At 60.4% G+C, this 24656-nt stretch carries 20 protein-coding genes; 3 read left to right on the forward strand and 17 right to left on the reverse strand.

Annotated elements, in window-relative coordinates; translation table 11 throughout:
* The first annotated feature begins 66 nt into the window (after positions 1-66).
* Positions 67-738: a N5-glutamine methyltransferase family protein gene (locus J3R84_RS26245; protein ID WP_081789000.1), complete on the forward strand. Its 672-nt coding sequence runs from the start codon at positions 67-69 to the stop codon at positions 736-738.
* Positions 735-1850, forward strand: coding sequence for a hypothetical protein (locus J3R84_RS26250; RefSeq protein WP_025428545.1), 1116 nt, complete (start codon positions 735-737; stop codon positions 1848-1850). Before J3R84_RS26245 ends, J3R84_RS26250 begins: the two co-directional genes overlap by 4 nt.
* Before the next feature lie 37 nt (positions 1851-1887).
* Here the strand turns inward: J3R84_RS26250 and nadE are convergent, their stop codons facing one another.
* The 8 genes from nadE to J3R84_RS26290 form a co-directional block, all read right to left on the reverse strand.
* On the reverse strand, positions 1888-2895 hold the full coding sequence (gene nadE, locus J3R84_RS26255; RefSeq protein ID WP_057211307.1) for an NAD(+) synthase: 1008 nt from the start codon (positions 2893-2895) through the stop codon (positions 1888-1890).
* Entirely contained in the window at positions 2892-4439 is a 1548-nt protein-coding gene (locus J3R84_RS26260) for a class I adenylate-forming enzyme family protein (RefSeq protein WP_025428543.1), read from the reverse strand. The genes nadE and J3R84_RS26260 overlap by 4 nt, the downstream gene beginning before the upstream one ends.
* A gap of 25 nt (positions 4440-4464) precedes the next feature.
* Positions 4465-4731, reverse strand: a complete 267-nt coding sequence (locus J3R84_RS26265; RefSeq protein WP_025428542.1) for an acyl carrier protein — start codon at positions 4729-4731, stop codon at positions 4465-4467.
* A 27-nt stretch (positions 4732-4758) separates the two neighbouring features.
* The gene (gene asnB, locus J3R84_RS26270; protein ID WP_025428541.1) at positions 4759-6696 is read right to left on the reverse strand and encodes an asparagine synthase (glutamine-hydrolyzing); all 1938 of its coding nucleotides are present in this window, start codon (positions 6694-6696) and stop codon (positions 4759-4761) included.
* Between the two features lie 143 nt (positions 6697-6839).
* Positions 6840-7043, reverse strand: coding sequence for a hypothetical protein (locus J3R84_RS26275; protein WP_025428540.1), 204 nt, complete (start codon positions 7041-7043; stop codon positions 6840-6842).
* A gap of 209 nt (positions 7044-7252) precedes the next feature.
* On the reverse strand, positions 7253-8023 hold the full coding sequence (locus J3R84_RS26280; RefSeq protein WP_113567533.1) for an FkbM family methyltransferase: 771 nt from the start codon (positions 8021-8023) through the stop codon (positions 7253-7255).
* A 99-nt stretch (positions 8024-8122) separates the two neighbouring features.
* Positions 8123-8587 (reverse strand): cyclic nucleotide-binding domain-containing protein, encoded by a 465-nt coding sequence (locus J3R84_RS26285; protein ID WP_025428538.1) that lies wholly within the window; start codon positions 8585-8587, stop codon positions 8123-8125.
* Positions 8588-8678: 91 nt separating this feature from the next.
* Complete coding sequence (locus J3R84_RS26290; protein WP_057211311.1) at positions 8679-11381, reverse strand: ABC transporter ATP-binding protein; 2703 nt, start codon at positions 11379-11381, stop codon at positions 8679-8681.
* A gap of 317 nt (positions 11382-11698) precedes the next feature.
* Here J3R84_RS26290 and J3R84_RS26295 point away from each other — a divergent pair, with 317 nt between their 5' ends.
* A complete protein-coding gene (locus J3R84_RS26295; protein ID WP_113567535.1) occupies positions 11699-12373 on the forward strand; it encodes a class I SAM-dependent methyltransferase in 675 nt (224 codons plus the stop codon).
* On the opposite strand, the gene J3R84_RS26300 is transcribed toward J3R84_RS26295, so the two are convergent.
* From J3R84_RS26300 to J3R84_RS26340, 9 genes are all read right to left on the reverse strand, one after another.
* The gene (locus J3R84_RS26300) at positions 12351-13514 is read right to left on the reverse strand and encodes a glycosyltransferase family protein (RefSeq protein WP_107027259.1); all 1164 of its coding nucleotides are present in this window, start codon (positions 13512-13514) and stop codon (positions 12351-12353) included. The genes J3R84_RS26295 and J3R84_RS26300 overlap by 23 nt on opposite strands.
* Positions 13514-14758, reverse strand: coding sequence for a glycosyltransferase family 4 protein (locus tag J3R84_RS26305; RefSeq protein ID WP_025428534.1), 1245 nt, complete (start codon positions 14756-14758; stop codon positions 13514-13516). The genes J3R84_RS26300 and J3R84_RS26305 overlap by 1 nt, the downstream gene beginning before the upstream one ends.
* A gap of 4 nt (positions 14759-14762) precedes the next feature.
* The gene (locus J3R84_RS26310; protein ID WP_025428533.1) at positions 14763-15980 is read right to left on the reverse strand and encodes a glycosyltransferase family protein; all 1218 of its coding nucleotides are present in this window, start codon (positions 15978-15980) and stop codon (positions 14763-14765) included.
* A 75-nt stretch (positions 15981-16055) separates the two neighbouring features.
* Entirely contained in the window at positions 16056-17231 is a 1176-nt protein-coding gene (locus J3R84_RS26315; protein ID WP_025428532.1) for an ABC transporter permease, read from the reverse strand.
* The gene (locus tag J3R84_RS26320; protein ID WP_057218193.1) at positions 17228-18226 is read right to left on the reverse strand and encodes an ABC transporter permease; all 999 of its coding nucleotides are present in this window, start codon (positions 18224-18226) and stop codon (positions 17228-17230) included. Before J3R84_RS26320 ends, J3R84_RS26315 begins: the two co-directional genes overlap by 4 nt.
* Position 18227: 1 nt before the next feature.
* Positions 18228-20129 (reverse strand): ABC transporter substrate-binding protein, encoded by a 1902-nt coding sequence (locus J3R84_RS26325; protein WP_057218195.1) that lies wholly within the window; start codon positions 20127-20129, stop codon positions 18228-18230.
* The gene (locus tag J3R84_RS26330) at positions 20126-22018 is read right to left on the reverse strand and encodes an ABC transporter ATP-binding protein (protein ID WP_025428529.1); all 1893 of its coding nucleotides are present in this window, start codon (positions 22016-22018) and stop codon (positions 20126-20128) included. Before J3R84_RS26330 ends, J3R84_RS26325 begins: the two co-directional genes overlap by 4 nt.
* Before the next feature lie 122 nt (positions 22019-22140).
* Entirely contained in the window at positions 22141-23091 is a 951-nt protein-coding gene (locus tag J3R84_RS26335) for a polysaccharide lyase family 20 protein (protein WP_107027200.1), read from the reverse strand.
* An 8-nt stretch (positions 23092-23099) separates the two neighbouring features.
* Positions 23100-24449 (reverse strand): adenylate/guanylate cyclase domain-containing protein, encoded by a 1350-nt coding sequence (locus J3R84_RS26340; RefSeq protein WP_107027199.1) that lies wholly within the window; start codon positions 24447-24449, stop codon positions 23100-23102.
* Positions 24450-24656: the final 207 nt, after the last annotated feature.

Below are 24656 nucleotides of genomic sequence, written 5' to 3' on the forward strand. Positions count from 1 at the left end.
CCGCAAAACAACAATCCCCTTCAGGATGATCAGGCAAGCGGCGAGGCGCCGCGTCTGCACCGTTTCATGGACGTCGAACTCGAACTGGCACCCGATGTCTTGGTGCCACGAGAAGAAACGGAGCTGCTCGGACGCACGGCTTCAAGGATCCTGCATGACCGGCCATCCGGCGCAACCGTCATCGACATGTGCTGCGGCTCCGGAAACCTGGCGCTCGGGCTTGCGGCCGATGTCGTTTCCGCCCGCGTCTGGGGTGCGGACTTGACCGATAGCACCGTTGCGCTGGCCCGCAGAAACGTCACTCGCCTGAACGTCGCCGATCGCGTCACCATACGACAGGGCGATCTGTTTGGTGCGCTGGCCGACGACAATCTCGAGGGCTCGGTCGATATGATCGTCTGCAACCCGCCCTATATTTCGACATCTCGGCTCGAAGGTGACAGCGCCCACCTGCTTGAAGCCGAACCGCGGGAAGCTTTCGATGGCGGCCCATACGGCATCTCGATCCATCAGCGCCTCATCCGCGATGCTGTGGCTTTCCTGAAACCGGGCGGCTGGCTGCTCTTCGAGTTCGGCGCTGGCCAGGATCGACAGGCATCAGCCCTTCTCGCCCGCACCAAGGCCTATGAGGCCGTCACCTTCGCCACCGATGTGGAAGGCCGGCCACGCGTCGCCATCGTCAGGAAACTTGTTGCTCAAGCATCCGTTGCGGCGGGTGCCGGGGACGAGGAACGATGAGTAACATCCGGCCGCTTGAACCCGCAGACATTCCTGCGATCGCTGGAATGTTCCAGAGGGTTTTCTGCAAGGATCAGACGGAGCCGCCAGCTGCGCTCGTCGACTATATGCGGCAGCTCTACCTGGACGCACCTGGCTGCGATCGCGAGATTCGGCCCCTCGTCCACGTCAACGGCGACGGCCGCATCTCCGGTTTCGTTGGCGTTAACGCGCTGCCGATGACGTTTAACGGTCGGCCGTTGCGAGCCGCCATATGCGGCTCCCTTATGGCCGAGGATCGTGAAAGCGATCCGATGGCGGGTGCACGGTTGCTGAAGGCCTTCCTCGCGGGTCCACAGGATCTGTCGTTCAGCGAGACCGCAAGCGAAGTATCGACTCAGATGTGGACGAAACTGCGCGGTATCGTACTGCCGCAATACAGTCTTGATTGGGTGCGTGTCATCCGGCCATCGGCATTCACGCTCAGCGTCGCCGAGCACCGGATCAAGCTCGCTCGGCTGGTCAATCCGCTCGCGCATGCGTTTGATCGTTTCTATCGCAACAGGATGGGTCGCGGGGAGCGGCGCTGGTCGGCCGTCCCCGAAAGCGGAACGGGACAGGCAAATTTTCGCGTTGGTGAAATCGACAGAAGCGGTTTCGCCGATCTCGTCGGTCCGCTCACTGCCCAATTCCCTTTGCGCCCGGATTGGGCGGAAGGGCAGCTCAACAACATCCTCGCAGACGCGGTGCAAAAACCTGATCAGGGTAGCGCAATCTTCGCATCCGTCACCGCGCGCACCGGAACCGTCGTCGGCGCCTTTGCCTATCACGCTCGCTCCGGCGATATCGGCCGCGTGCTGCAGATCCTCGCCCTTCCCGGACAGGCCGGCCCCGTCATCGATTGTTTGATCGACCACGCAGCCGCGCGCGGTGTCGCGGGTCTGCGTGGTCGGACGCAGCCAGCTCTCCTTGAGGCCATGCTCGGTCGTCGCATCGCCTTTGTGCACATGGCGTCAACCGTGATCCACTCGCGCGACGACGAACTCGTTCAGGCGTTCCGCCATTCGCAAGGATTTATAAACGGGTTGGCCGGCGAACATTGGAGCCGACTTATGGGCGGCCGCTTCGACTGACCGATGCGGCCGGATTGGCCATCGCACCCTATGCCAATCAGTCAGCAATCTCCTCAACGGTCTGGACGAGTCGCGGCCCGAGATGAAGGTAGCGCGTCGCCTTGCGTTTGGCGGCAATATCCGCCCAGACGCGATCGACCTGCGTTGCCGTCAAGCCCGCAGCCTGCGCAACCGCCTCGATCGCCAGTCCGTTGTTGAGGCCATAAAGGCATAGATCCATGCGGTCGTAGGGCAGCGAGAAATAGAACTCTTCCTGCGTCTGCTCCAACGAATAGGTATCCGTCGTCGGCGGGCGGCGGCGGATTTCCTCGGGAATGCCGAGAGAGGCCGCCAACGCGTAGACCTGCGATTTGTAGAGATGCGCTATCGGCTTGACGTCGGCGGCGCCATCGCCGTTCTTCACGAAGAAGCCTTGGTCGTATTCCAGCCGGTTCGGCGTGCCGAGGACGGCGAAATTCAGCCGGTCGGCATGGTAATATTCGATCTGCTTGCGCGTGCGCTGCTTCATGTTGGTGGCGGCAACGATACCGAGATAGACAGGCGGCGGCATGCGCAGCTTGGTCTGTTTGCCCTGTGGATCCTGGACCACCAGCGACGAGATGTTGTAGCCCTCACCTTCGAGCGCGTTGGCGATCACGATCTTCGATGCCCAGCCTTCGCCGTAGGCAGGAACAAGTTGGCGGATGAAGGCGTCGCGACGCTCGTAGCAGCCCATTGCCTGCAAGATCGGCCCGATATCCTCAACCACGGCATCGACGCCAAAGGTTTCGGCGACCAGACGGCCGAGCCTCAGGCTTTCCGGGTCGCTGTCGTTCTCGGGCATGAACAGACAAAAGACGTTCTTCGCACCCACAGCTCGCACAGCCAGGGCGACAGACACGCTGGAATCGATGCCGCCGGAAAGACCTAGCACGAGGCCGCGCTTCTTCATTCCACGCAGCTGCTCACGCAGCCCTGCCACGATGCGGTCGGTTTCAGCCGCATGGTCGATATCAAGCGTTTCGGCCGAAAACGCAGCCGTGTCCTGGGTCGGGCGAATGTTCATTCTGCAGGCTCCATCGTCTCGGCCGCAAGTCGGCGGCTAACCTTACCCGTGTCCGTCTTCGGCAACTCGATGCGAAATTCGACAACCTTCGGGACCATGAAGTCCTCCAGATGGCGCGAGCAATGACGGATGATGTCCTTGTCGCTGAGCGTCTGGTCCGAGCGCACGACAAGTGCCGCGATCGCGTGGCCGAGAACCGGGTCGGGCACACCAAGCACGACGGCTTCCGCAATGCCTGGATGGGAATGCAGGACCGTCTCGACTTCCTTCGGCGCAACTTTCTCGCCGCGGGTCTTGATGATATCGTCCTTGCGCCCGACGAAATAGAGGAAGCCCTCCGCATCGGCCTGAAACAGATCGCCGGTGTAGAGCACCTTCTCCCAAGGGTGCGGTCCCGGCCGAAGCATGCGTTCGGTCGAGGCATCGTTGCGCCAATAGCCCTGCATGACGTGCGGGCCACGGATGACGAGTTCGCCGGGCACGCCCGGCGGAACGCGCTTACCCTCATCGTCGACCACAAAGGCCTCGGTGTTGGGGATGGCGATGCCGACGGAGCCCGGCCGACGATCAAGTTCTTCGGGCGGCAGATAAGTGCAGCGCTTGCATTCCGTCAGCCCGTACATCGAGTAGAGCCGCGCGCCGGGAAAGAGTTCTCTTAGCCGGGCAATATGTGCCGGCGGCAGCGCCGCGGCAGTGTTGGAAAGATAGCGAAGGCTGGGTAGAAAACCCGGCTCCAGATCGCGCATCTGCAAGATCATCGCCGCCATCGTCGGCACGAGCGGAAATCCGGTGACACCCTCCTCGCGAATGCGCTCGAAGATCGCATGCGGAAACGCGAAGGACTTTTCGAGAACCAGCGTCGCTCCGAGCCGGACCGCCATCAGCAGCTGATAGAGGCCGTAGTCGAAGGCGAGCGGCAGGACGTTGAGGATGATGTCGTCGTGCTGGTTGCGCAGATAGGTGGTGATCGATCCGGACGCCGCATCGATATTGCGATGTGTCATCATCACGCCCTTCGGGCGCCCAGTGGAGCCGGAGGTATAGATCAGCATCGCCAGGTCAACATCGATCCCGCCGTGGACAACCGGCTGCGGCTCGCCTTCCAGGCATGTGTCGAATGCGGTGGCACCCGCAGGCACCTGGCCGTTGGGCGCCGCCGTGGAAGCAACGAACAGCATCGCATCGCCGGCAAGCGCACGGGCATCGCCCACGACCGGCATCAGTTTTGCCTGTGTGAGGATGGCGGCTGCCTCGCAATCGCCGATGATGTAGGCCAGCTTGTCTGCCTTGGTCGACGAATTGATCGGACTGAAGGTCGCGCCTGCCTTCAGCACGGCAAAGATCGAAACAGCGGCTTCCCAGCAATTGTCCATGAACACCAGCACGCGGTCATTGCGCTTGACACCGTTCCTGGAAAGCGAGGCCGCCAGTTGGCTCGAAAGCCGATCGAACTCGTCATACCGCAGCCGCTTGCGGTCGGTGATCAATGCTGTTTTCGCCGCATGCGCCGCGGCGTTGTCGATAAGGAATTGCTCGAACCGCATCTGCGTGGACCTCACCCGTTGTCGCTTACGCCGCTACCGTCGCGCCAGATTTGGCTTCGATGAAAGCCGAGATGCGCGCGAGCGAATCCAGGTTCGCCGGTACGATATCGGCGTCCGCCATGGCGATGCCGTAGTGATCCTCGATGAATGCGACCAGCTCCAGCACGCCGGTGGAGTCAATGATATCGTTCTCGATCAGCGATGCCGTGTCGGCAAGGTCGTAGGACGTGTCGCCGAACAAGAAGTTCTCGATGACAAAGGCCCTGACCTTGTCCTTGATCGTCTCCGTCATGTCTTTTCCTTTCCTTTCCTCAGTCGTTCAGGCCGCCTGGGCGGCGTGGATGCTCGTGCCAGTGAATGTCTTCAGCCATAGCTGTGTCGACAGGATTCCGACGAACGCTGCATTGTCGCGGAAGCCGGATACCGGTTGGGATTGGCACTTTTCGTAGAGTTTCGTGACCGCCTTCGGGTTGAAGAGACCACCCGCGGCAATTCTGTCTTGGCTCATTGCCTCGCGGACGTAATCGAGTTCACCGACGCCGGTGAACGAAAGGCTATCGGGTGCTCGATAGGGTTGCTTGGTGCGCTTGCCGATCGCTTCCGGCATCAGGTCCTTGGTTGCCTCGCGCAGGATGTGCTTTTCCACCAGCCCCTTGAGCTTCATCTCCGGCGGCAGACCGGACGCAAACTCGACCAGCCGATGATCGAGGAACGGGAAACGCCCTTCGATGCCATGCGCCATCGCCATGCGGTCGCCCTGGCTCGAAAGGATATAGCCGGGCAAAAGGAACCGACCCTCGAGATACTGAGCCTGATGCAAGGGATGCCAGCGGCCGAAATCCTGAGGCAGACGGCTCGCCAGCTCCTCTGCCGCGTCGTAGCCGGCAAGGCTGGCGCGCAGATCGGGCGAGAAGAAGATCTTCGTCGCCGCCGTGCTCTTGAAGCGGGGGCGATGGGAAAAGAGCGGATCGTCTAGCGCAACGTCTCCCGCCCCGAAGAACGCGGCAAGATATTCAGCCGACTGCTGCTGTAGGCCAGGGAGATAGGGATAAAGCTTGCGGAACAGATGCGGGCGGATGTGCGAGCCAGGCTGACGCCCGCAGAACCGACGCACGCGCGCTTCCTTGAAGATATCATAGCCGGCAAAGACCTCGTCGGCCCCCTCGCCGGTCAGTACGACCTTGAGCCCCTGTTCGCGCACCAGGCCCGAAAGCTGATAGAGCGGCGCCGGCGCCGTCCTGATGATCGGCCTTTCAGCAAAACGTACCACATCCGGGAACACCCTGGCGATATCGCCGGCACGGCAGGCAACGGTGCTGTGCTGCGTGCCGAGGGCCGCGGCCATCTGCATCTGGTAGGCGCTTTCGTCGTGCTCGACGCTGTCGAACGTGACGGAGAACGTGCGCAATCCTTGCGGCGCCATACCCGCCGCCAGCGCCGCGACGATGGAGGAATCAAGACCGCCCGACAGATAGGAGCCGACCGGCACATCGGCCCGCATGCGGATCCGCGTCGCGTCGCTCAACAGCGCCCGCAATTCGTCGGCGGCTTCGTCTTCATTGACGAAGCGTGAAGTGGCCTCGCGATCCGGATAGTCGAGACGCCAATAGGGCCTGATCGTCTGACGCCCCCGCTCGGCGATCATGAAATTTGCGGGTTCCAGCTCGTGGATATCACGAAAGCCTGTCCGCGGCGCGATCGGCGCCCAAAGCGTGAAGATCTGGTCGAGCGCGATCGGGTCGATCTCGGCTACGATGCCGGGCACCTGAAGCAGCGCCTTGATCTCGGATGCGAAGTAGAGTGTGCCGCCTCTGGTCGTATAGAAAAGTGGACGCACGCCCATGCGATCGCGAGCGAGCATCATTCGGTGGCGGCGGGCGTCCCAGATTGCAAAGGCAAAGTCGCCATTGAGGACGGACAGGCAGTCCTCGCCCATCTCATCGTAGAGATGGAGGATAACTTCGGTGTCGCTCGAAGTCCGGAAATGCCGGCCCTTGGCGCGCAGTTCCTCGCGTAGTTCGACATAATTGAAGATCTCGCCGTTGAAGGCGATTGTTAGCTCGCCCGTCGCATCTGACATTGGCTGCTGGCCGTCACCAAGCCCGACGATCGAGAGCCTGACATGACCGAGGCCGGCTTCCGGCGCCACGAATGTGCCATGCTCGTCCGGTCCGCGATGCGCGATCGCGGTCACCATCCTCTTGAGAAGGGTTTCTGCTTCCCGGACCGAACCGAAATAGCCGCCAAAACCGCACATGTTCAGAACTTTCACACGGGTCAATCACAACCGAAACATAATCCGCATGAAGAGTTCATGGGTTAACCGCCGGCGTTTTCTGGTTGTATGGTAAATTCTCCAGGAAGACAAAAATACGTCATCAAAACACCACAGAAATACCTTTACCCCTGCGGAATTTTTCTTTTCGTTACAATTTTAAACATTAGATAGAAAATGAGCACCGGCCAGAAAATACAGATCACAATGCCGGCGACACGATAGACATTCCAGGGCGCGTGCGCCTGCAGACCTTCCAGATAGGTCATCGCCAACAGGAAAAGCGCAGCGATACAATAGGTTGCGCCAACAAAATACATCCAGGACATCTGACCGCTCTCATGGCACAGCAGAAAAACCGAGGAATGAAAATAGAAACTAGCCGCTTATACCAGCAGAAGTAACATTCTTAAACCAAGAATTAACCTTGTTGCAGACGTGGTTAATTCGTGGACTCAGCGCCTTTCAGCTAAGTCCTGCTTCCACAAGGCATGTATTGGCTGCGGCCGTGGCTCAGAACGTCAGCGACTGTTTCTCTTCAGCGCGCATCGTTACGGGTCGCTGACCTTGCAACAAAGAGTAGATCGAACCCGCGGAATTCACGCCGGAAGGTGGATTTCTTGAGGGCAGTCCATATCGCTGATGGATTGTCGAGGCGGAAGCCGCGAAAGCTGCGCACGAGCCCGAGGGTGGCAACGACGGTGCGCAATGCCCTGACGATTGCCGGCCCGCTCAGTGACGCAAACAGGATCTGCGGATGAACGGCGAGCAAAACGCCCGTCGTCCGCGTGCGGTCGATATCCCGGAACTGGGCCAGGGAACGGTATTCGTAGCCTTCGATATCGATCTTGAAGCATAGCTTGTCGGTTCGCGCCAGCGACTGCAGTTCGGCAATCGTGATCGTTTTCGCCTTGATCGCCTGCCCCGTGTCGTCGGCGATCAGCGCTGAGGTCTCCGAGCTACCAAATCCGCCGACCGAGTTCAGCACCAGGACGTCATCCTCGGAAAGTGCAGCATTGATCAGCGCGACCTCCCCTTCGTTCTGCGGTTCCATTTCCTTGAGGATGCCGAAGCAGACGGGGTCGGGTTCGACCGTAATGACGTTGTCGGCTATCTGAGCTGCCCAATAGGGCGTCACGCCGATCCAGCCGCCGATATCGACAAAGGTCGTGTTGCCGTCGACCAGCCGCTCGATGTTTTGAAATGTGCACGGCTCCCACTCGCCGCTTTGAAGCCGCGCAAAGAAGCGCTTCTTCTCAGGCTTGTCAGGGAAATGGACGGTCTTGCAGAAGTAGGTGATCGCACGCATGGCGCTTCTCTAGCCCATATCCCGGTCAAGCGGAATCGTTTTTGCGAAGGTCTTCCATGCGGCCAGGACATGCCAACGACGGGCGCCGCCGGTTCGATTTCACGCTTCCATGCGCTCGTTTCGGCTGCGCGCTTCCGTAAGTTCGGCCGTCGTCTGGCTGAGGCGGTCAGCGAGCACGCGCATGATTTCCACCGCCATTTCGGGGAAGTCGGCCAGCAGCTTCAGGAAGTCGTCCTTGCGGATGCGCAGGGCTTCCAGCGGTGTCGTGGTGCGCACGGTCGCCGTGCGCGGGGTGTTACAGAGAATGGCGATTTCGCCGACGATCGAATTCTGTTCCACTTCCGCAAGCTTCAGCGGCCCGCTTGCAGTCGTCACCAGCACGTCGGCCTTGCCTGAGAGAATGACATAGGCGGCATCGCCAATATCGCCCTGATAGAAAAGGGCCTCCCCGGCGCTGTACATGACCCGGTCAGAGGTGAAGGCAAGGAGTTTCAATTTTGCAGGCGGCAATCCTGAAAACAGGGTTATCCGGCGCAGCATTTCGACTTCATCCTTGAGCAACATCACAATCCGTTTCTCCGAGTATCCAGCCGGGGCGACCTGCCTCCCGCGTTGCCGCGGGACCTTATGCTGGTGCCCTGACATTAATATTACATCAAGATGCCATTTCCTTATAGTCGGGTCCTTCGTTAGCCCCCACTTCCGTTTCGTTGTCGCGAACCAGTCGGCCATTTTCGAATACGGCGACACGATCGAACAGTTCCATCACCGCCGGATTTGCGACCACCCAGACGATTGCCGGATTGCGCCCGCCCTGCCGCAAGAGCGCAAAGACGTTTCGGACCACCTGCTCCTGGACCCGTTGGTCGAGCGCCAGCAGCGGTTGGTTGAAGATATAGAAGTCGCAGATGCGGATGAGCGCGCGGGCCAGGTCAAGCTTCTGGCGCTGGCCTGCGGTCAAGCGTTTGCCGCCGGCGCCGACATTGAATTCGAAGCCGAAGGCCAGCACCTCGTTATAGAGGCCAACGGCTTCGAAAAGATCGCGCACGATCGCCCGGATTTTCTCCGATCCATCGGCGTGCTTGTGACCGATGCGCCCGAAGAGCACGTTGTCGATGATGCTGCCGGACGCGATGTAGCGGTTCGGACGATAGTGCTCGATCATGCCGGCGAGGTCCGTCGGCAGGCCCTCGTCGAACTCGCGCCGGGCAGCTACGATCTTGGACATCAGTTCGTCGGTCAGGAGACCAAAGCGGTGTCGAGGCTCGATGTAGCCGAAGCACAGCCGAATGATCTTGACTTGGTCATCCTCGGCAACGTCCGCGCGTGGTCGCCCACGGACCTTTTGCAGCAACGCCTCATAAACAGGAATTTCTTCGGCCGTCATGAATGTCAACTGCTGGAAGAACGGGTGATCCGGCGGCAGGTCGCGGAACAGTTCGACGACGTTCTCGGCGATTTCCAGCCCCATTTCGTAGAAGACGTCACGCAAGCCGACGCGCTGAAGCACGGTCTTGAAGAACGGGTGTCCCTCGAGCGCACCGTCCCACATCACCTGATCGGTAATCGTGCCGAAGAGCAAGTTTTCGCCGATGGTCGCTTCGATGTTGTACGAGCCGGGCTCGAAGAACACCACGAGATCGCTGAGCTTTTCCTGTTCAAGGCGCTCCCGAAGCGCGCTGCGCATCTCGACGATACCAGAGGCAAAGGCCGCATTGCGGTTCGGGTCGATGGTGGAGCGCACGGCAAGCGCCAGAACGTCATTGGTCAGGAGGACAGCATCAAGGACAGGCCTGATCTTGATCAGAAGATCGTCTGGTCCGGTCGCCCCGGCTGCCTGATAATCGACCCAATCGCTGTTGACGTCGAAGGATGGATTGCCTGCAAGCTTGGCTTCGACCAGCTCCCACTTGCGATGGGCCGCCCTTTCGCCTTCATACCGGACCTCGGTCATTGGCGCGTGCTTCAAGCCGTAGAGCAGGTTGTCGCCAAGGCTGCCCTGAAACACATACACGTCTGAGGAGGCATAGGAAATCCGCCGGCCAGTGACCGACTCCGGCATCTCCAGTATATCCTGACCGCCGATGACAACACGACCGCCAGCCGGCCAGATCAGTCGAGCGAAGGCCTCTGCCAGAACTTCCCCGCCGGCCTTGAGTGCGACCGCCTCGCCGGGCTGCACCTGCAGCGAGACGTGGTCGAGGAGTGTCACACCACCATCATCGGTCACCGTCAGGTTGACGGCCGCGAGCGAGCCGTTCAGCGGCGCCGGACTTGCCGCTGCGAGGGCGTGGACCTTGGGATCGAGCAGCGGTTCGATGCTGAACTGCTCGACCACCTGGGCGTACTTCACCTGCACGTCCTGGCGCGCCTGGTCCCAATCGATGAGCTCTTTCAGCGGCCCGGGCAGGTCCTTGTAGGCGCCGATGACGGCGACAAGCTGGCCGATATCGAGGCGGCCCTGAAGCGCGAAATAGCCGCCGATCGAATAGAACATGAACGGCGTCACCTGGGCGAGAAAATTGTTGATGAACTTGACCAGGAATTTCCACTGATAGAGGTCGTAGCGGATCTTGAAGATGCGCGCGAGCCGCGACGCGATGTCGGCGCGCTCGAGATTGGAGGTGTCGTGGCCGCGGATCGTGCCGATGCCGTCAACGATTTCGCTCACCCGGCCAGACAATTCGCGCGCAGTCAGCTGGCGCTCGCGGCCAAGGACGAGCAACCGCTTGCGCATGCGCGGGATGATCACCGCCTGAACGGCGACGATAACAGAGGCGATCAGCCCGAGCCAGAAGCTCTGTAGCAGGATGAAGATCAGCGCCGTCAGCGCCTGACCGCCAAGCAGTGCGGGCGACACGAAGGCATCGCCGGTAAAGCCGCCGAGCGGCTCCACCTCGTCCTTGATCATCGTTGAGATCTCGGCCGGTTTCACCCGTTTGAAATGCGTCGGTGGAAACCTCAGAACGCGATCGACAAGCTCGAAGCGAATCCGCCGCAGGAGACGCTCGCCGAGCCGCCCCTTGAAGGTGTTGATATAGAATTTGAAGAGGCCGTTGACGACAACCAGAAGCAGGAACACGAGGCTCAGGGCCAGCAACATGCCTTCGCGACCGAGTTGGAAGCCGTCAAAAAGATTGATCGTCCCGAGATAGGGCAAGTCAAAGGAGATCGCCAGGAACGCCTGCGTCGCTTCCGGGCTGTCAAAACCGTCGCCCTGAATTGGTCCGTTGACGATCTGCTTGGGCAGATCGAAGGACAGGAAGTAGGGGACCATCGAGAACGCCACGACCAACAGGATCCAGAGCTGGTCCTTGCGCGTATGAGTCCAAATGTAGCGGGAGAGGCGTGGTTCCATGTTTCTGGCAACGAGACCTTATTGAACACTGCGTTGTTTGCGGCGCGGGCAGCCACCGATACCCGGCCACGATATGCTTGCTTGTGGTCCTTTCCGACTGAACTGCCACGGCCGGCCGGTCGCGAAGGCGTTTCGGCAAAAATCTGATCCGGTTTCGAATCCGGTTTATTAGATTATGCAGGAGCGCGAGAAAACCGCAATGGACGCCTGAACGCACCTTCAAGATCGGCGGTCATGCCTCCCTGCGGCGGATCAAGGCGTGGGGAACGAAAAATGCCCATATTGCACTCGATTGTCTGCCAGCTTACAACGAGTGCATGAAACACACCAGCCATCCCCCTACTCCTGCGAGCGACTGGTACGAAAACGCTTTCGACCTGACGCGCGGTATCGCCGCCTACACCGGAAGCCCGCTGATCGATGGGATCGCCAAGGTGATCGCCAGACACCCTGACGCCGATATAGCCAATGCCTTCAATCATAGGCAGGTTGCCTGCAAACTCTGGGCGCGCGACACGCTACTGGAGGCGGCGGGCAAGTCTTATAAGCGGATCGTCGTTCTCGGCGGGTGGTACGGCATTCTTTCGGCGATGTTGCTTGAGGATTGTCGCTTCGAAATCGCAATGGCTGAGAGCTACGACATTGACGCCTCCGTCGAGGCTGTCGCCCGCACCCTCAACGCGACCTTTGCCGATCGTTTCCGGGCCATCACGGCCGACATGTACGCGATCGACTACGCAAGCCTCGACGCCGACCTGATCGTCAACACGAGTTGCGAGCACATCGCCGATCTGCGGAGCTGGCTTGCGCTGATCCCATCAGGCACACGTGTTCTCCTGCAGTCGAACGATTACTTCAGCGAACCGACGCACATCAACTGCGTCGAGTCCGTCGATGCTTTCGCCGACCAGGCGAAACTCGCGACGCTCGATTTCGTCGGTGCGTTGCCGACGAAGAAATATACAAGGTTCATGCTGATCGGGACGGTTTGACCGCCACTTGCGAAAGCCGCTCACGCAGGATCGCCGCCGTGTGGGCGGCGCCTTCGAGGTCGAGCGGCGGCATCGTGGGCTTGGCCCGTGCGAGCTGCGTTTCAACGTCGCGCGCCAATCGGGCCGGCGTTACCTCGCTCTCCGGCAGGACACCGGCAAGCCCGAGCTTTTCCAGTCGAACCGCACGCGTTGATTGCTCCGTTTCCCCGCCCGCCGTGAACGGGATCAGCAGCGACGCACAACCGGCGCGAATGATGTCACACACCGTATTGTAGCCGGCCTGCGAGACGGAAAGCCGCGCACCCGAAAGCAGACTGGCAAAATCCTGCCGGAAACGGAACAGCTTCACATTGCCAGGCGCGGCGGCCTCGAATGCGTCATAGTCGACCTGCGGAAGGTTTGGCCCGGTAATCATGCACCATTGCAGCCCCGGCGGCAGGAGCTTCGCAGCTTCCAGACCGGCGCCAATCAGCTCCTTGCCGACTGCGCCGCCCCCGGCCGAGACCAGCACATCGAAACGCTCCAACGGCGGCGCTGGCGGATCGCCCGCGACCAGACCGGTATAGGCAACCTTGTCGGCGATCTCCTGCGCGTAAGGGAAGGTCTCTTCAAGCCGAGCGAAGGCGGGATCCCCATGCACGAGTACAAGGTCAAAATGCTCCTGTACCAGATCCAGCATCTCCTCGGCACGGCCGGGCTTCGTCCGCTCCTGCAGGATATCGCGAAGGGACGTCGCCACCAGTGGGCGCGGGCTCGATGCCTCGATGAGGTCGAGCAGCGGCATCAGTTCAAACCGCATCTGGCGGCGACCGAACGGAAACGCCTCGAAGATCACGACATCCGGGTCGCAGGTGCGAAAAGCGTCAAGCAACATCTTCCGCCGGCGGTCCTTGAAGTCATCATCGACCGGATTTCCGGTTTCGTCCGCCAGGCCGGAGAACCCCTTGTCGCCGGCAACAACCGGCGGCAGGGCTACGTGTTTGAGGTCGGCGCTTGGAAAGCCGGGAACGGCCGTGCCTCCGGTGACAACCGTGACGTCGAAACCATCGGCGGCAAGTGCGCTGGCAATGCGGCTTGCCCGCGCGAGGTGGCCGATCCCCAGCAGATGCTGGACATAAAAGAAGACCCGCCGCTGCCGCATCACGCCGCTTTCCATTCGTTTGCAAACAGGGTCGTCAGTTGTTCGATGCTGGAGTGGTGGTCAAAGTGCGCCCTCACCCGTTTCTCGGCGGCAGCGCCCAGTCGGCGGCGACCCTCTGGATCGCGGATCAGCTGTTCCAAGGCGAGAGACAGTGCCTTCGCGTCCTCGGAGAGCACAATACGACCGTTTTCTCCGTCGACCAGGAGTTCCGGCACGCCCGAGATTGCCGTAGACACACAGGCGAGCCGCTGGCTTGACGCTTCGACCAACACGTTCGGCAGTCCGTCACGGTCGCCATCTGCCGTCACCCGGCAGGCGAGCGCAAAGATATCGCTGGTGCGATAGTGGGCGAGCACGTCGGTCTGATCGAGCGCACCCTTCCAGGCAATTCTGTCCGAGATACCGAGCTCGCTACCCAGGACCTTGAGCTTTGCTGTCAATTCGCCGGCGCCGATATGCTCGAAGCGCCAGTGAAGATCCTCAGGCAAGAGGGCTAGAGCTTGAAGGAGAACATCGTAGCCCTTCTTGCCCACCGCCCTGCCGACACTGACGATGCGCACCGGGTCTGCCTCATCGGAACCGTCGCGGCTCGAATGTTCGCCGTCGAAACGCGGGAAACGCTCGAGATCGAGGCCGTGATAGCTCAGATGCACTCTGGCCTTTTGCGAGGTCAGGCTCTGCAGATGCTCATATCCCGTCCGGGTGCAGGTCACCGTCCAGCGCGCGCGGCCGAGCTTTTCGGAAAGCTCCCAGTCCGGCGACGTCCAGATATCCTTCGCATGCGCCGAGCACGTCCAGGGCGTACCGGCGATGACGCTGGCATAAGCTGTGACGGAAGCCGGCGTATGGATGAAGTGGGCATGCAGCCAGCGCGGATCGCCCGGCCATTCCGATGCCAGAACCAGCGCCTGCCCGAAACGGCGGAAGCGATTGCGCGTCAGGTCCCGGCCCAGATCTTTCACAAACAGCCCAAGCGCCTTCCAGAATCCGGGCTTCGGCAGCGAACGCACCAGACCCTTGAGGACACGCAATGGCTCCTCGTGCAGGTACTCCGGCAGATAGTGCACGTCGGCGCGGATCTCGTCATGCACGGGATGGCGCTTGCCGTCGGTCGGGCGCCTCAGCGCGATCAGGACCAGCTCATGCCCCGCTTTCTCAAGTCCGAGCAATTCCTGCGCAATGAAGGTTTCCGAAAGGCGCGGATATCCCTTCAGAATGACGGCAATCTTGCGGTCCGTTGGCAATGCTTCAGCTCGATTTCTTGACAATACTCAGGTGCTCACTCGACTGCTCGTCGAGCCACCCGCCTACGATTTCGGAGATATGCACCAGCCCCTCGAGCCGCAGGCCGTTGGCACAACTTTTCGACGGCGGCGCGCGTTGCGGCAAAGCCTTCAACGCGGCGGCGAAACGCAAGGGATCCACCGCCTCGTCGGGCAGCAGCATGTCGATGAGACCCCACTCGGCGGCACGACGTGCACGGATCAGTTGCTCCTCGCGCGGCTGAATCCGTGGGACGATCAGCGCCGGTTTATCGAAAGACAGGATCTCGCAATAGGTGTTGTAACCGCCCATCGCCACCACGCCCTTGGCGCCGGCAATTAGCTCTTCCATGCGATTATCGAACTCGATGATCTTGATGAAAGGGATCTTGCTTCCTTTTTTGATCAGCTTTTCGCGCTTCTTGACCGGCATATAGGGGCCAAGGACCACAAGCGCCTTATGCGTCAACTCCGGATCCTGCTGGTAGGCGTGAATAAAATCGTGGATCAGGTCGGCACCATCGCCACCGCCGCCGGTGGTGACGAGAATATAGTCGCCTTCCGGCTTGTGACCGGGCAATTCCTCGCGCGGTACGCTCCTCTGCAGGAACCCGACGAAGTTCATGCGCTCGCGCACGGCGGGCGGCACCTCGAGTTCCGTCAGCGGGTCGTAGAAGTCGGGCGGCCCATAAACCCAGATCGTATCGTAATACTGCTCGATCTTGCGCATGGTGTCGCGGCGTTTCCATTCCGCTTCGAGCAGATGCGGCGCATCCATCACCTCGCGCAGGCCGAGAACGAGCGTCGTGCCATGGGCCTTGAGATAGGTGAGCGTCTCCTCGACCTCGCCTCGCAACCCCATCGGCTCCTTGTCGACGATAAAGATGTCTGGCTTGAAGGTTTCCGCCGTGTGACGGATGATCGACTGGCGCATCTTCAACGTCTCGTCCAACTCGATATGGCGATCGAGAGACGTGTAGTCGCCGTTGTGCAGCTTGATGACGCTCGGAATCTTCACGAAATCGACGCGCGCGCGATAATCGAAGGCGCCGGCAATCGTCGCACCCGATATGATCAGGATATTCAAACCCCGATAATCTTCCACCAGCGAATGCGCAATCGTGCGGCATCGGCGCAGGTGGCCGAGCCCGAAAGTGTCATGGCTGTACATGAGTATCCGGGCATCTTCTAAGCGCCGCGTCATGCCAGAAACCTTTCGCTCAGGAAAAAACGAATCAAAACTCGCGACGCCGGCTTGCGGCCGGCGTCGAAACGAACCTCATTTGTAGGGATCGGCGGCATCGCGCAACCCGTCTCCCAAGAAGTTGAACGCCAAAATCACAAAAATGACCGGGATCGTTGGGAATAGCAGCCAGGGGTAGAAGGCGATGACGCTCACGCTTTTCGCCTCCGTCAGCAGGATGCCCCAGCTGGTGATCGGGGGGCGCAGCCCCAATCCGAGGAAGCTCAGCGCCGTTTCGCCGAGGATCATCCCTGGAATGGAAATGGTCGCTGTGGCGATGAGATGGGACATGAAGCCCGGAACCAGGTGCCGACCGATGATACGGCCGCTCTTTGCGCCCATCAATTGCGCGGCAAGAACGTAGTCCTCTTCACGCAGCGCAAGCAGTTTCGAACGCACCGCCCGGGCAAGCCCGGTCCAATCGAGAAGCCCGAGGATGATCGTGATGCCCAAATAAATCAGGATCGGGCTCCAGGTCGCAGGCATGATCGCGGCCAGCGACAGCCAGAGCGGAATGCTCGGGATCGATTGCAGCACTTCGATGATGCGCTGGACGATGAGATCGAAGACACCGCCGTGGTAGCCGGCGAGACCGCCGATGACGATGCCGAGCACGAAGCTCACCGTAATGCCGAGAAGGCCGATCGTCAGCGAAATGCGCGCACCATAGATGATGCGCGACAGGACATCGCGGCCGAGCCGGTCGGTGCCGAGCAGGAAGAGCTGACCGTCCTTTGCCGGGCATGCCAGGTGCACATTGCTTTCGAACAGGCCCCAGAAGCGGTAGCTGTCACCGCGGCAGAAGAAGCGGATCGGCTCGACGTCCTGCAGATTGTCGGTGTAGTTGCGCTTCAGCGTCTCCATATCGAGTTCCATCGTCCGCCCGTAGACGAACGGGCCAACGAACTTGCCCTCGTGGAACAGGTGAACAGACTGCGGCGGCGCATAGATGTAATCCACATTGCGCGTGTGCAGATTGTAGGGTGCGAGGAACTCGCAGATCGCGATCATCAGGTAGAGCGCGACCAGGAAAATGCCTGATATCAGCGCCAGCTTGTGCCGGCGGAACTTCCACCACATTAGCCGCAGCTGCGAAGCCTGGTTAACCCGCACCTGTTCTTCCGTCATCGCTTCGACGGAATAGGGATCGAATGGTGCTGTCGATACGTAGTGCGGCAGCGGTTCGCCGGGCGCCGGAAGGAATGACGTCACTTGGTGCTCCTGCCTTGCAGCCGTATCCGAGGATCAAGAATGGCGAGCGCGAGATCGGAAATCAGCACGCCGATGACGGTCAGAAATGCGAGGAACATCAGGAACGAGCCGGCCAAGTACATGTCCTGGCTCTGCAACGCCTTGATCAACATCGGGCCGGTCGTTTCGAGAGACAGTACGATCGCAGTGATTTCCGCGCCGGAAATGATCGCCGGCAGGATGGAACCGATATCCGAGATGAAGAAGTTCAGCGCCATCCTGAGCGGATACTTGAGCAGCGTGCGCATCGGCGAAAGCCCCTTTGCGCGGGCGGTCACGACATACTGCTTCTGCAATTCGTCAAGCAGGTTGGCGCGCAGACGCCGGATCATGCCGGCGGTCCCCGCCGCACCAACAATGATGACCGGTATCCAGATATGTTCGAGGATCGATTTCGCCTTCGCCCAACTCATGGGCTCTGCCAGATATTTCTGATCCATGAGATGGCCGATCGAGATGCCGAACCAGATATTGGCAAAGTACATCAGGATCAGCGCCAGCATGAAGTTCGGAATGGCGATGCCAATCAGCCCCACCAGCGACAGCCCATAATCGCCCCAGCTATACTGGTGCGTGGCGGAGTAGATGCCGATCGGGAAGGCGATCAGCCAGGTAAAGATGATGGTGACGAACGAGACAAGGATCGTCAGCCACATCCTGTCGCCGACGACGGCGCTGACCGGCAGCTCGTACTCGAAGGAATAACCGAAATCGCCCTGCAGCATGCCGCCCAGCCAATGAACATATCTCAGCAGCGGCGGCTGATCGAAGCCGTATTCCTTCCGGAGAGCCTCGATCTGCTCCATGTTGACGCCTTCGCCCTGCGCCCTGATCTCGGCGACGTAACTCTCGAAGTAGTCGCCGGGCGGCAGCTCAATGATGGTGAAGACGAGCGCTGAAATGATGAGCAAGGTCGGGACCATCGCCGCGATGCGCCAGAGGATGTATCGCAGCATGTCAGCCTTCCTGCTCGATCCAGAACGTATCGGGTTTGTAGACGCCGAAATAGCTCGTTGGATCGAATCCGTAGAGCCCTGCTTCCGGGACATTCTTGATCTTGTTGGCAACGAGAATTGGCTGCAGGGAGGCATTCACGATGCCGATCGAGAAGACCTGGTCGGTGTAGATCGACAGCATCCTCTCCCAGACCTCGGTGCGCTCGGCATCCTCGGCCGAGTGCCGCCAACGCTGCAGAAGCTCGGTTAGCTCAACGACGGCCGGAAGATCGGGCGCCTGCCCCATCTCACCATGCGAGAGATAGTTGAGCCCCCAAACCGGCCATTGCAGCTGATCGTCCGCAGTCGGCGCCAATTGGCCTGGGTTCATGTCCGCAGTCGGCACACCATTGTCGAGTCCGAACCACATGGACATGACGATCTCACCGCCGACGGCACGGCTGCGGAAGGTGTCGCGTTGCGACGTGCGGATGAAGAGCGAAATGCCGATCTTCTGCCAGTAGTCGGTGATCAACTGCAGGACATCGGTCTCCAGGGTGCTTTCGCCTGCGGTCTCAACGACGATCTGAGCGGCACGGCCGTCAGGGAGAATACGAATGCCATCGCTGCCGCGGTTCGTCAGGCCAGCCTCATCCAGCAACGCATTGGCCTGCACCGGGTCGTAGGCGATCCAGGCGGAGGCGAACTCCGGCCGGAACAGCGGGCTGTCCGGCAGGACAGTGTCGGCGCTCTCCTTGGTCAGTCCGTAGAAGACGGCCTTGTTGATTTCAGAACGATCGATCGCCAGCGACAGCGCCCGGCGGACGCGCACATCCTGCAGCAACGACCGCCAGACCGCATCGGAGCAATTGAGATTGGGAAGCAGCGCGACCCGTGAGCCTTGCGTCTTCTTCCAGAGGAGAACCTTTACCGGATAGCGCTTTTCCGCATCTTTCAGGAAGGTGTAGTCGATAAAGTCGATATTTGTCGCCTGCAGGTCGCTCTCGCCGGTGCCGGCCTTCGCCGGGATCAGCGCCGGAGAACTGACGTTGAGCACGAACTTGTCGATGTAGGGGAGCTGCAACCCGTTCTCATCGACCCGATGATAGAAGGCGTTACGCTCGAAGACAAACTGCTCGGCCGGCAAGGATGTTGTGTTGCGCCACGGGTCAAGCGTCGGCAGATCGGGATTTTCCGGGCGGTAGGAACGGGCCATGCGCATATGCAGCTGGTTCCACTTCTTGACCCTTTGCTCCTTCAGAAGCGCCTTGAGTTTGTCCTCATCCTGATATTTATCGTGGAACTGCTTGAGGTACGTCGCCGGCATCACCAGCACCAAGGGCTGTGGTGCGGCGAGCTTTTGCAGAAAATCAGGATTGGGCGTGGACCAGGTGTAGCGCACGGTCCGCTCGTCGAGCACCTCGAACTTTGCCGCCTCGCCGTCGATCACCAGCGCCATCGGCAGGCCCGCCGGGCTCAGTTTCTCGTTGAGCAGAACATCTTCCCAGCAGTAGCGGAAATCGTCCGTCGTAAGCGGGCTTCCGTCCGACCACTTGTGTCCCTCGCGCAGATGGAACGTGAAGATCCGGTCCTCGACCGTCTCGAAGCTTTCCAGCACGTCCGGCTGCAGTTCGAGTTCTTCGTCGTAGCCGACCAGGCGTGAGTAGCCGTAAACGGTCATCAACCGTATGTCTTTCGCGCTGCCAATCAGGCTCTGCACGGTGCCGCCGTGTTTGCCTGGCTGGCGTCCCATGGCCGCAACGTTGATGACGCGCGGGGTCTTCGGCAACCGTTCATTGACGGGCGGCAGCTTTCCCTCGGCGACAAGCGCCTCGAAAAATTTCGGCTCGCTTGCCGCTGCAAGAAGGTACTTGGGAAACGCCACTGTTGCGAGCAGGGCGAGCGCAGTTCGGCGAGTGATCATGGCCGTAACTCCCTTGCATCCACTGACTTGCGCGCGAGAACATAGTGGTCGCCACCGAGGTCAGCAGGAAAAAGCGCACCTTCCTCGCCGTCGTCGCTGAACTGCGGTCCCCAGCGCCGCATATCCGACCCCTCAATGGCCTTGAGCAGATCGAAGTCCAGCGGACGATCGAGATCCGGATAGGGGACGGCAGCGAGCAGCGACTTCGTATAGGGATGCACCGGCTTGCGCATGAGAACTTCGCGCGGCGCGAGTTCGACGATGCGCCCCGCACACATCACCGCGATCCGGTCGGCCATATAGTCGACCACCGCGAGATTGTGCGAGATGAACAGGCATGTAAGCCCAAGTTCCTTCTGCAGATCCTTGAGCAGATTGAGGATTTGGGCCTGGACGGAAACGTCGAGCGCCGATACCGGCTCGTCACAGATCAGCAGTTGCGGCACCAGAGCGAGCGCCCGCGCGATACCGATGCGCTGGCGCTGGCCGCCCGAAAAACTATGCGGATAGCGGTTGACGAACCGCTGGTCGAGCCCGACGGCCTGCAGCAGCGAGCGCACCGTCTCGACACGCGACTTCGCCGTTCCGCGCCCGTGGATTTCGAGCGGCTCGCTCAGGATATTCCTGACAGTCATTCGTGGCGAGAGTGACGACACCGGATCCTGAAAAACCATCTGGATCTTCGAGCGCAGCGTCTTCAGCTCATCACCTTCCGCCTTGAGCACGTCGATCGGACCTTCGCCGTCATCGAAGCTGACGCTGCCGCCATCAGGCGTGATGGCCCGCATCAAAATCTTGCTGACCGTCGTCTTGCCGCAGCCGCTCTCGCCGACCAGACCCAGACACTCGCCACGACGGATATCGAAGCTGACATCGTCCACCGCGCGATGGCGAGACGGGTCCTTCTTGCCGAACCACGAGGTCTTGCGCGTTCCATAGGTCTTGGAAAGGTTGCGTACGGACAGGAGAACGTCGGGGCCAACCGCCCTAGTGGAGGCCTTGGCACCCAGCAGTGTCCCAGCCTTGACCGGCACCTCCCGCAATGCCTTCAACCGCTCGCCCGGCTTCATGTCGAAATGCGGGACCGCGGCCATCAGGCCCTTGAGATAGGGATGCTGCGGATTGCGGAAGATCGCATCGACCGGACCTGCTTCGACAATCTGGCCGTGATAGATCACCACGACTTCGTCAGCCATATTGGCAACCACGCCGAGGTCGTGGGTGATCAACAGCATCGCCATGTTGAGCTTGACCTGCAACTCGCGCAGCAACTGCAGGATTTGCGCCTGCACCGTCACATCGAGCGCAGTCGTCGGCTCGTCGGCGATCAACAGCGCCGGTCGGCAGATCAGCGCCATGGCGATCATGGCACGCTGGCGCATGCCGCCGGAGAGCTCGAAAGGATACATATCATAGGCACGCTTCGGGTTCGAAAACCCGACATAACCAAGAAGCTCTTCCGTTCTGGCGCGCCTTTCGGCTTTTTCCGCATCCGTATGAATTTTCAAGACTTCGGAGATCTGGTTGCCGATCGTGTGGAGCGGCGACAGCGACGTCATCGGTTCCTGGAAGATCTTGCTGATGCGGGTACCGCGCAAGGCACGTATTTCTTCACCTTCGCGCTCCAGCGAGAGCAGGTCGATCGGCTTGCCCTTGGCCGCCGGATCGTTGAACAGGACATGTCCACCGACCCGCGCGACATTCGGCAGGATACCCATGACGGCCTGACTGATGGCCGATTTCCCGGAACCGGACTCGCCGACGAGGGCGGTCACCTTTCCTGGCAAAATTCTGAAATTCGCTTCCTTGACGGCTTCAACTTCACCGCCGAGCACCGAGAATGTGATCCGCAGACCTTCAACTCGAAGCAGGTCCGCCCCTGATGTCATCACAACACACTTCCCTCATTGCCCTTGTATCCGCCGCCTCTAAAAAAGACTATCGCAGCTTCAGGGGGCTGTCCAGCTTAGCCCCTTGCAACCACAGCATAGTTTACGGTCGCGTCGCGATCTCAGGGAAGAGGGCAAGTTTCTTGGGGCAGCACGTCGGCGCAGCGCGGCGATCGACGGAAATCGTCATAATAGAGCGTCCAGTCGGTCGCATCGGCCGCGCGATAGGGGCCGAACTTGAAATACTGATTACGGCCGAGCCCCTTGTCAGCATGCCCGACATGGCCCTTGACCGTGATGATCGGCTTACCATTGGCAAAGAGCTCGATATGTCCGGTGCCGTCGGCGCCCGGCTTCGTATAAATCGCGAAATCGATCCAGCCCGACTTCGGATCGGGCAATGGATTGCCGTGGTTCGTCACCGTAATCGCATCTGTGCAGGCGTTGAACAGATTGCCGTCGTCCGCCTTCCACGCGGAATCAGCGGCCACAAGCATGCGCATCTGGTTGACGCCCGGGCGTCCCCATACCGGCACTTCACCCGGCCTGCAGGCGGCGGCGACCCCGTCCGGCCCGGTGGAAACCGGCGCGATATAATTGGTCTCGATAGTTGCGAACAACTTGCCGAAGTTCATGCGCAACGCCAGGAACGGGCTGAAATCGCCTTCAGCACCCGGGTCGATCTCGCGTTTCCATTGCGCCACGAGATAACGATGATCACCTGAGGGGATCGGGTCGGCAAACTTCATGGAGAACCCGTACCAAATACCCTGGTCGTAGGGCACCCGCAGCGCCGTCTTCTCCCAGATTTCCGCTCTCTCACTGCAGCCGTCGAGCGAATCCGGACAGATCGGCACGACGCTCAGCTTGAGTCCGCCATTGCCGTTGCGCTTGACGATGCTCTGAAACTCGGCCGTCCCCGCGCTCTGCTCGAAATTCTCCCGGTAGTAGAGCCCGCCGTCCGGCGAGAAATCCTTTCCCTCGAACCCGTCGAAAAGCTTGGTTTCCCACGGCTGCGCTGCTGCAACGCCAGTGATGAAGAAGCTCGCGACGATGAGGGCTGCTCGGAACATTGAGGTCCTTACTGAAGCATCTTGTCGATAAGGCCACGCGGCGGTTGCAGCGGGCGGGTGTTGCGATGGAGCAGCATGACATGCTCTGCTTCCGAAAGTCCATCCTGCAAAACATCATCGAGGCGCTCATCCGGCTTTGGCAGAAGCGCTGCCTCATTCGGGTAAAGAATGGTGAATTTCTGGCGCACGCCGCGCAGCTTTTCCTGCCCGAGCGCGGTCCAGTCGCCGCCGCAATAATTGACGAAAGCCTCGCTGGCGACAACGCTGTGCGCGTATTTCTTCGTCAGGTTCTGCAGCCGCTGCACCTCGTTGACCGCCGAGCCGAAGGCCGAGAACGTTAACCGGTCGCGAAGGCCGACATTGCCGAACATTACATTGCCGACATGAAGTCCGACGCCATAGCCGATCGGGTCACGCCCTTGCTTGCGCCGCTCGGAATTGAGCAATTCCATGCGTGCGGTTGCGGCGCGCACCGCGCCGAACGCCTCGCGCGCGGCAAATTCGGAAGGTTCCTTGTGCCGGCCGCAGGGATAGACTGCCAGGAAACCATCACCGACAAAGCTGAGGATATGGCCGCCGTTGCGGTTGAACGGCGCAGCAATCGCATCGAAGTAACCGTTCAGCGTTTCGATATAGGATTGGCGGCCCTCCTTTTCGGCAAGCATGGTCGAGCGGCGCATATCCGCCATGACAAGGATCGCACGTACCGTCTCTCCGTCACCGCGCCGGACCTGCCCGCTCATCACGCGGCGGCCGGCGCTCGAGCCGAGATAGGTGGTCAGCATGTTGTCGGCGAGCTTGCCGAGAACGGCCATCTTGGCCGCAACAGCGAGATGGTTCTGCAGGCGCAACAGCGCGCCGATGACGTCATCGGTGAAGCCGCCGTGGCGGTCCGTCGTCCAGGAGCCGACCATACCGTGGCCGGAATCGGCGCCGAGCGACTGCATGAAGGCGATGTAGTCGGTCGCCCCCTGTTCCTTCAGCTCGTCGAAGATCGGGAACTCGGACGGCGTATCCTTGTAGAGGCGCCGACGGACATGCTCGAGATTGTTGTTGAGCAGGTAATAGTAGGGGCTGCGCAGGAACCGCTCCGGATTGAGCGCGAGTTCCTCGTGCCGCAGGCCGCTGACCTCGACGCCCTTGCCGCGCGCCCAGGTGAAGCCGAGCGCGTCATAGAGCGGATGCAGCATGGAAAAGGAAAGGTGCACGCGCATTAACGGCAGGCCGGCAGCTGCCAGCCGCTCGCAGAAGCCCTTGACGATCGTCTCCAGCGACTCGTCGCTGAGCGACGTCCGCATGAGCCAGTCCGCGACCTTGTCGATCAGGATTTCAGATACGTTATCGTTTACCGGGCCCATTTCGCGTCCTCACCGTGACAGACAGTCCAGCACCATGCCCAATTGCGATGGGCGAACGGCCCGACGATGTGTCGGCGTTCGCTCGCGGCGGCTGATGATGATACGTGCCCGTTAAGAAAATGCTCCAACCGATTCCAGCGTCGATGACGTGCAGGCACCCGGAATGCGGCACTTATATACTGCAGATATTGATGGCCCTCTGCAATT

It is taken from the genome of Ensifer canadensis, assembly GCF_017488845.2.
Classification (GTDB): Bacteria; Pseudomonadota; Alphaproteobacteria; order Rhizobiales; family Rhizobiaceae; genus Ensifer; species Ensifer canadensis.

Bases quoted from the DNA above. Each gene is read 5' to 3' on its own strand.
- J3R84_RS26245 (WP_081789000.1), top strand. From the start codon at position 67: ATGGACGTCGAACTCGAACTGGCACCCGATGTCTTGGTGCCACGAGAA.
- J3R84_RS26250 (WP_025428545.1), top strand. From the start codon at position 735: ATGAGTAACATCCGGCCGCTTGAACCCGCAGACATTCCTGCGATCGCT.
- nadE (WP_057211307.1), bottom strand. From the start codon at position 2,895: ATGAACATTCGCCCGACCCAGGACACGGCTGCGTTTTCGGCCGAAACG.
- J3R84_RS26260 (WP_025428543.1), bottom strand. From the start codon at position 4,439: ATGCGGTTCGAGCAATTCCTTATCGACAACGCCGCGGCGCATGCGGCG.
- J3R84_RS26265 (WP_025428542.1), bottom strand. From the start codon at position 4,731: ATGACGGAGACGATCAAGGACAAGGTCAGGGCCTTTGTCATCGAGAAC.
- asnB (WP_025428541.1), bottom strand. From the start codon at position 6,696: ATGTGCGGTTTTGGCGGCTATTTCGGTTCGGTCCGGGAAGCAGAAACC.
- J3R84_RS26275 (WP_025428540.1), bottom strand. From the start codon at position 7,043: ATGTCCTGGATGTATTTTGTTGGCGCAACCTATTGTATCGCTGCGCTT.
- J3R84_RS26280 (WP_113567533.1), bottom strand. From the start codon at position 8,023: ATGCGTGCGATCACCTACTTCTGCAAGACCGTCCATTTCCCTGACAAG.
- J3R84_RS26285 (WP_025428538.1), bottom strand. From the start codon at position 8,587: ATGTTGCTCAAGGATGAAGTCGAAATGCTGCGCCGGATAACCCTGTTT.
- J3R84_RS26290 (WP_057211311.1), bottom strand. From the start codon at position 11,381: ATGGAACCACGCCTCTCCCGCTACATTTGGACTCATACGCGCAAGGAC.
- J3R84_RS26295 (WP_113567535.1), top strand. From the start codon at position 11,699: ATGAAACACACCAGCCATCCCCCTACTCCTGCGAGCGACTGGTACGAA.
- J3R84_RS26300 (WP_107027259.1), bottom strand. From the start codon at position 13,514: ATGCGGCAGCGGCGGGTCTTCTTTTATGTCCAGCATCTGCTGGGGATC.
- J3R84_RS26310 (WP_025428533.1), bottom strand. From the start codon at position 15,980: ATGACGCGGCGCTTAGAAGATGCCCGGATACTCATGTACAGCCATGAC.
- J3R84_RS26320 (WP_057218193.1), bottom strand. From the start codon at position 18,226: ATGCTGCGATACATCCTCTGGCGCATCGCGGCGATGGTCCCGACCTTG.
- J3R84_RS26325 (WP_057218195.1), bottom strand. From the start codon at position 20,129: ATGATCACTCGCCGAACTGCGCTCGCCCTGCTCGCAACAGTGGCGTTT.
- J3R84_RS26330 (WP_025428529.1), bottom strand. From the start codon at position 22,018: ATGACATCAGGGGCGGACCTGCTTCGAGTTGAAGGTCTGCGGATCACA.
- J3R84_RS26335 (WP_107027200.1), bottom strand. From the start codon at position 23,091: ATGTTCCGAGCAGCCCTCATCGTCGCGAGCTTCTTCATCACTGGCGTT.
- J3R84_RS26340 (WP_107027199.1), bottom strand. From the start codon at position 24,449: ATGGGCCCGGTAAACGATAACGTATCTGAAATCCTGATCGACAAGGTC.